Raw genomic sequence first — 6,817 nt, forward strand, 5'->3', positions numbered from 1 at the left:
TGATCCCGTGGGACGCCGAACAGAACCACGACTGGGAAGCACGCAAGATGGCAACCTATGCCGCGATGGTGGACCGGATGGATCAGTCTATTGGCACCTTGATCGCAACCCTGAAGCGGCTGGGTCAGTTCGAAGATACCTTGATCCTGTTTCTCAGCGACAATGGCGGCTGCGCCGAATTCATGGCCGAGGACGGTTGGGCCAAGTTCTTTCCCGACACCACCCATGACGGGCGCAGGATCGCGATGGGCAACCGGCCCGACGTAATGCCGGGCGACGCATTGACTTATCAGAGCTATGACAAGCCCTGGGCCAATGTCTCGAATGCGCCGTTCCGGTTGTTCAAGCACTATGTACACGAGGGCGGCATCTCGACCCCGCTGGTGGCCCATTGGCCCAACCGGATCGGGGCGCGGCAGCCGGTGCATGCACCCTGTCATGTGGTCGATATCCTGCCCACCATTCTCGAAGTCACCGGGGCGCAGTATCTATCTGATCTGGGCGGGCATCAGATCCAGCCCTGTCAGGGCGAAAGCCTGCTCGCGCTGTTGAGCGGCAAGGCGTGGGAACGCCAGCAGCCGATCTATTTCGAGCACGAGGGCAACTCCGCAATCCGGCTGGGTCAGTTCAAGCTGGTGCGCCTGCATGGGCACGATTGGGAGCTTTACGATATGGAAAGCGACCGTACCGAGCTCAACGACCTGATCCACGGCGAAGCCCGGCGCGCGCGCGATCTGACCCGGCAATATCAGGACTGGGCAGACAAGGCAGGCGTTCTGGACTGGAACATCGCCCTGCCCCGGCTTCTGGCAGCCTGGGACATGGACAATCCCGAAGGGTGAAGCCTGCGACGATTTATTCCGACTAATTCAGTCGGAATACCTTGCGTCGCCCGCCGACTCTGGTAATTGATAAAATCAGTCAGATAAAATTCACCCGAACCATGTTGGAACCCGCCATGATCAAGTCATCCACCTGTATCGCCGCTGCGCTGACGGCCCTTGTTGCCACTTCGGCTGCGGCCGAGGGAGAGCTGAACATCTACTCCTCGCGCCATTACGACACCGACGAACAGCTCTATTCCGAATTCGAAGAGGCCACAGGTATCATAGTCAACAGGATCGAGGGCAATGCAGACGAGCTGATGGCCCGGATGCAGGCCGAAGGCGCGAATTCGCCTGCCGACATCTTCCTGACCGTCGACACCTCGCGTCTGGCCCGCGCCAAGGAGGCCGGCATTCTGCAATCGGTCGACAGCGCGGTTCTGGAAGAGCGCATTCCCGCCAACCTGCAAGACGCAGACAACCAATGGTTCGGTTTCTCGCAGCGCGCGCGCATCATCTTTTTCGACAAGGCCGAGGTCGCCAATCCGCCCGTCACCTATCTGGATCTGGCCAAACCGGAATACAAAGGCCTGGTCTGCATCCGTTCGTCGACCAACACCTACAACCAGACCCTGCTGGCCTCGATCATCACCAACCACGGCGCAGACGTAGCCCGTGAATGGGCGGCCGGTGTCGTTGACAACATGGCCCGCGACCCGCAAGGCGGCGATACCGACCAGTTGCGCGGCATCATCTCGGGTGAATGCGAGATCGCCGTGTCGAACTCCTATTACTTCGCCCGCGCCCTGCGCAAGGATATCAAAGGACTGACAGCCGATATCGACATGATCGGCATCCAGTTCCCGGCGCAGGACGCGCAAGGGGCACATATGAACCTCAGCGGCGCCGGCGTCGCAATTCATGCTCCGAACAAGGACAATGCCATCAGGTTCCTGGAATATCTCTCCAGCGACTCGGCACAGGTCTACTTCTCGCGCGGCAATGACGAATTCCCCGCGGTGGCAGGTGTCCCGCTGGCTGAAAACGTGGCGGCGCTTGGCGAATTCAAAGCCGATGAGGTGAACCTGTCGGAGGTTGCAAAGAACATTCCAGAGGCGCAAAAGATCTTTAACGAGGTCGGTTGGAAGTAATCTGCCCAAAATCCGGGCAGAATGGGGCGCAGAGGGGTTCTCTGCGCCGTTTTCTGTTTGCTTTCCTTTCATATTCAGTGCAGAATTTCCGAAAATGAGAATATTTGTCGGAAATGAGATATGCTGGATGACCTGTCTCACCGCCTTTCACAGCACCTGAGAGAGCTGCGGCGGGGGCGCGGCTGGTCGCTGGATCAGCTTGCCGCGCAGAGCGGGCTGAGCCGGGCGACCCTGTCGCGGATGGAAAAGGGTGAGGTGAGCCCCACCGCCGAGAGCCTGGGCCGATTGTGCGCGGCCTTTGGCCTGCCGATGTCACGGCTGCTGATGATGGTCGAGGAAACCTTTGCGCCCAAGGTGCCCTATGAGCGGCAGACCGAGTGGACCGATCCCGAGACCGGCTATACCCGCCGCTCGGTGTCGCCGCCCGCCAGGGGGCTGAGTGGCGAGGTGCTGGAATGCCATCTGCCGCCGGGCACGCGGATCACCTATGACGCGCCGCCGAAACCGGGGCAGGAACATCATCTGATCATGCTTGATGGGGCGCTGACCCTGACCGTGGACGGCGTGCCGCATGCGCTGAACGGCGGCGACTGCCTGCGCTATCATCTGTCTGGTACCAGCGAGTTCGTCACAGCTCCGGCGCGCGGGGCGCGGTACATGCTGGTGCTGAATTGATCGGGCGGCTGGAGCGCGCGGCGCTGCCTGGGGCGCTGGAGGATCTGACCGACCTGTTGCGGGATTGCGTGCAGGCGGGCGCCAGCGTGGGGTTCATCCTGCCCTTCCCGGCATCCGAGGCGCGGACCTATTGGGCGGATCGGGTGTTTCCGTCGGTGGGGCGCGGGGTCGAGCTGTTTGCTGCCCGTGACGGAACACGGATCGTGGGGACGGTGCATCTGGCCCTGGCGGCGATGCCGAACCAGCCGCATCGGGCAGATGTGGCCAAGCTGCTGGTACATCCCGACGCACGGCGGCAGGGGCTGGGCCGGGCTCTGATGCAGGCGCTGGAGGCGCGGGCGCGGGCGCTAGGCAGGACGTTGCTGGTGCTGGACACGCGCAGCGGCGATCCTTCGCAGGTGCTGTATCAGGGGCTGGGGTTCGAAGTGGCCGGAGAGATCCCGAACTATTGTCGCAACCCGTTCGAGGAGGTCTACGAACCGACCACCTATCTCTACAAGGTGCTGGCATGATCGGGGTTCTGGTGCTGGCCGTGATCGCGGGCGGCGCGCTGATCGCGGCGCAGGGGCCGATCTATACACGGATGGCCGGGATGCTGGGAGGGCCGGTGCAGGCGGCGGTGCTGGCCTTTGCCTTGGGCGCGGTGGCGTTGCTGGCCTTGCTCGCGGGCCTTGGCGGGCCGTTTCCCCGGCGTTCGGAGATGGCGATGTTGCCGCTCTGGGCCTGGGCCGGCGGCTTGATCGGGGTCTATGTGGTGCTGGTCTCGATCCTCGCCGTGCCGCGGTTGGGCGTGGCGTCATACATGGTTTGCGTGATCCTGGGGCAGCTTGCGGCAAGCTACGCCTATGTCCGGGTCGGCGCCTTCGGCATGGCGGCGCGAGAGTTCTCGGTGGCCAATCTGGCGGGGCTGGCGATGGTTGGCGCCGGGGCCGTTTTGGTGATCTGGCGGTGAGGCGGGCAAAGCCGCTTGCAAGCGGCTTAAGCGGTTCCCAAACCGCTTCAAGGCATTTTCAAACGCTTTTTTCGCCAACACCTAACGGTTGCGTCCGACCTGACGGCAGATCAGGATCACCGGCAGAAGGCCCACGGCGAGGATCACCAGCGACGGCACCGCCGCGCCCTCCAGCCGCTCATCCGAAGCCAGCCGATAGGCCTGCACCGCCAGAGTGTCGAAATTGAAGGGCCGCATGATCAGCGTTGCGGGCAATTCCTTCATCACGTCGACAAACACGATCAGCAGCGCGGTCAGCAGCGAGGGCGTCAGGATCGGCAGGTGCACCCGCCGCAGGGTGCCCAGCGGCGTCTGGCCCAACGACCGGGCCGCCGCATCCATATTGGCATGCACCATGCTCTGGCCACCCTCATAGGCGCTGAGCGCGGCGGCCAGGAACCGCACCATATAGGCCGCGACCAAAAGCCAGATGGAACCGGTGACCAAAAGCCCGGTTGAGATCCCGAAGGTCTCGCGCATCCAGGCGTCCAGCGCATTGTCGAATGCGGCAAAGGGCACCATCAGCCCGACAGCGATCACGCCGCCCGGAACCGCATAACCCAGCCGCGCCAGATAGGCCGCCCCGGCCGCCTTGCGTCCCGGTTTCAGGCGCTGGAAAAAGCCCACGCAAATTGCGGCGCTGACCGTAACGAAAGCCGCCGTTCCAGCCAGAGTCAGCGAGTTGCGGATGAACCCGACGTAGCGTCTTGAAAGCAGGTCCTGTTCCGATTCCAGCCCCATCTGAATCAGGATCACGACCGGCAACATAAAGCCCAGAAGCACCGGTATCGCACACAGCACAAAGGCGGCGACCGACTGCCATCCCTTGAGCTCTGCCGCGGGCATCGTCGCGTGACGTTTGCCGGCCTGATAGTACTTCGCCTTGCCGCGCTGAGTACGTTCGGCCACGGCCATGACCAATGCAATCCCCAGCAGGCACAGCGCCATTTGCGCCGCCGCCGCACGGTCGCCCATCGAGAACCAGCTGGTATAGATGCCGGTAGCAAAAGTCTGCACCCCAAAATAGGCGACCGTTCCGAAATCGGCGATAGTTTCCATCACCGCCAGCAGGACGCCTCCAGCAATTGCCGGGCGCGCCATTGGCAGCGACACCCGCCAGAACGCAGCCCAGGGGCTTGAACCCAGCGCGCGGGCCGCCAGAAAGGCGGTGGCGCTTTGCTGCAGGAACGCGGCGCGGGCCAGCAGGTAAACGTAGGGATACAGAACAAGGATCAACATTACTGCCGCGCCCTCGGTCGAGCGGATTTCCGGGAACCAGTAATCGCGCGGCCCCCAGCCCGTCACTTGTCTGAGGGTCGCCTGTACGATGCCGGGGTGATCCAGCACGAATGTATAGGCATAGGCCAGAACATAGGCCGGAAAGGCCAGCGGCAGCACCAGCGCGATCTCCATCAGGCGCACACCGGGAAAGCGGGTCATCGTGACCAGCCACGCGGCACCGACGCCCAGACAAAAGGTACCGCCCGCGACCAACGCCACCAGAACGGCGGTCGTTCCCAGATAGCGTGGCAAAACCGTCTGGATCAGGTGGGTGATCGTGTCTGTGCCGCCTGTCAGCGCCGCCAGCGCGACCGCGACCATCGGCAGCAGACAGGCCAGCGCGATAGCGTAGGCAAGCCCGCCCAGTACGCGCGTGCCCAGCGCGCTGCGGTGCCGTGTACCGTGTTCTGCGTATTCGATCTGAGCCATGGTCCCAAAAACAGCAAAGCGGGGCGTCATAGCGCGCCCCGCCCTTATTCGACCAATTCAGTCGGAATTACCAGAGGCAATGCTCAGTCGTAAACCCGCTGATCCTCGATCACCAAACCATCCTTGGGAAGGGTGCCGGGTGCGACGATCTCGACCGCACCTTTCAGCTTGAGCACCTCGACCACCGACCGGGCATAGGCGGAACTGTCCTGGCAGGGGCTTTCGATGCGCACGGTCATCGTGTCCATTTCCCCATCCCGCGCGGCGATGACGCGCGCCTTGACGATCTCGGAGTGTTTTTCAACAAGCGCCGCCACCTGTTCGGGCCGAACGAACATGCCCTTGATCTTGGTGGTCTGGTCGGCGCGGCCCATCCATCCCTTGATCCGCAGGTTGGTGCGGCCACAGGGCGACTGCCCCGGCAGGATGGCGGACAGGTCACCGGTGGCAAAGCGGATGAGCGGATAGTCTGGGTTCAGGGAGGTGACCACGACCTCGCCCACCTCGCCCGGCGCCACCGGCATTCCGGTGCCCGGAGTGACGATCTCGACGATCACATGCTCGTCGACGATCATCCCCTCCATCGCGGAACTTTCATAGGCGATATTGCCCAGATCCGCGGTTGCATAACTTTGCAGGCAGGTGATCCCCCGATCGGCATACTCCTGGCGCAGGCTGGGGAACAACGCGCCGCCGCCGACGGCGGCCTTGGAAAACTTCAGGCTGACGCCCATCTCGTCGGCCTTGTCGAGAATCACCTTGAGGTAATCCGGCGTCCCGGCATAGGCGGTGCACCCCACGTCGCGGGCGGCGGTCACCTGCAATTCGGTTTGCCCCGTCCCGGCAGGCAGCACCGCCGCGCCCACGGCGCGGGCGCCGTTTTCAAAGATCATGCCAGCGGGCGTCAGGTGATAGCCGAAACAGTTCTGCACGATGTCGCCTTGCCCGATCCCGGCAGCATGTAGGAACCGTCCCATACGCCACCAGTCGTGATCGACACCGCCCGGTTCATAGATCGGACCCGGCGACTGAAAAATATGGGCAAAGCCATGTGCAGGCTTGACCGTGAAGCCGCCAAAGGGCGGATGCTCAGCCTGTGCGCGGCTCAACTCGGACTTGCGCAGAACGGGCAAATTCGCCAGCGCCCCGGGCGACGTGACCGCGTCGGCATCGATGCCAGCCAGCGAGGCAGAAAACCCGGCAGCGCCCTGCGCGCGGGCGATCTGTTGCGGCAACGCTTTGGAGAGATCGGCCGCGCGCTCGTCGGCGGACCGGGTTTCGAGAGCATCGAAATGCTGTGTCATGGATAAGCCCTCCATGCGCCGCGCGGGGCGCGACAGCTTGCCTGATTGAGATTGTATTGACGTTGGGGCAATTGACTGCATGCCATCGCATACAATTTGACCCGACCACATTGAGACGACTGAGAGAGGAGACCGACGTGACCGATTTCGACACCGCAGACC

General features: G+C 63.0%; 7 protein-coding genes. 5 read left to right on the forward strand and 2 right to left on the reverse strand.

Annotation, left to right across the window (positions count from 1 at the left end; translation table 11 throughout):
- The 5 genes from AC2FLX_RS21625 to AC2FLX_RS21645 form a co-directional block, all read left to right on the forward strand.
- On the forward strand, positions 1–842 hold an 842-nt coding region (locus AC2FLX_RS21625; protein ID WP_496875550.1), incomplete at its 5' end, for a sulfatase-like hydrolase/transferase.
- 116 nt (positions 843–958) lie between these two features.
- Positions 959–1,975 (forward strand): Fe(3+) ABC transporter substrate-binding protein, encoded by a 1,017-nt coding sequence (locus AC2FLX_RS21630; protein WP_496748448.1) that lies wholly within the window; start codon positions 959–961, stop codon positions 1,973–1,975.
- Between the two features lie 120 nt (positions 1,976–2,095).
- Positions 2,096–2,650, forward strand: a complete 555-nt coding sequence (locus tag AC2FLX_RS21635) for a helix-turn-helix domain-containing protein (protein ID WP_496810907.1) — start codon at positions 2,096–2,098, stop codon at positions 2,648–2,650.
- Positions 2,647–3,162: a GNAT family N-acetyltransferase gene (locus AC2FLX_RS21640; protein ID WP_496810908.1), complete on the forward strand. Its 516-nt coding sequence runs from the start codon at positions 2,647–2,649 to the stop codon at positions 3,160–3,162. The genes AC2FLX_RS21635 and AC2FLX_RS21640 overlap by 4 nt, the downstream gene beginning before the upstream one ends.
- A complete protein-coding gene (locus tag AC2FLX_RS21645) occupies positions 3,159–3,602 on the forward strand; it encodes a DMT family transporter (protein WP_496810909.1) in 444 nt (147 codons plus the stop codon). The genes AC2FLX_RS21640 and AC2FLX_RS21645 overlap by 4 nt, the downstream gene beginning before the upstream one ends.
- Before the next feature lie 81 nt (positions 3,603–3,683).
- Here the strand turns inward: AC2FLX_RS21645 and AC2FLX_RS21650 are convergent, their stop codons facing one another.
- The gene (locus tag AC2FLX_RS21650) at positions 3,684–5,351 is read right to left on the reverse strand and encodes an ABC transporter permease (RefSeq protein ID WP_496810923.1); all 1,668 of its coding nucleotides are present in this window, start codon (positions 5,349–5,351) and stop codon (positions 3,684–3,686) included.
- 83 nt (positions 5,352–5,434) lie between these two features.
- Entirely contained in the window at positions 5,435–6,655 is a 1,221-nt protein-coding gene (locus AC2FLX_RS21655; protein WP_496810910.1) for a phenylacetate--CoA ligase family protein, read from the reverse strand.
- Between the last annotated feature and the right edge of the window lie 162 nt (positions 6,656–6,817).

This window comes from Ruegeria sp. YKSF57, from assembly GCF_059612585.1.

Coding starts and splice junctions, on each gene's coding strand:
- AC2FLX_RS21630 (WP_496748448.1), top strand. CDS start 959: ATGATCAAGTCATCCACCTGTATCGCCGCTGCGCTGACGGCCCTTGTT.
- AC2FLX_RS21635 (WP_496810907.1), top strand. CDS start 2,096: ATGCTGGATGACCTGTCTCACCGCCTTTCACAGCACCTGAGAGAGCTG.
- AC2FLX_RS21645 (WP_496810909.1), top strand. CDS start 3,159: ATGATCGGGGTTCTGGTGCTGGCCGTGATCGCGGGCGGCGCGCTGATC.
- AC2FLX_RS21650 (WP_496810923.1), bottom strand. CDS start 5,351: ATGGCTCAGATCGAATACGCAGAACACGGTACACGGCACCGCAGCGCG.
- AC2FLX_RS21655 (WP_496810910.1), bottom strand. CDS start 6,655: ATGACACAGCATTTCGATGCTCTCGAAACCCGGTCCGCCGACGAGCGC.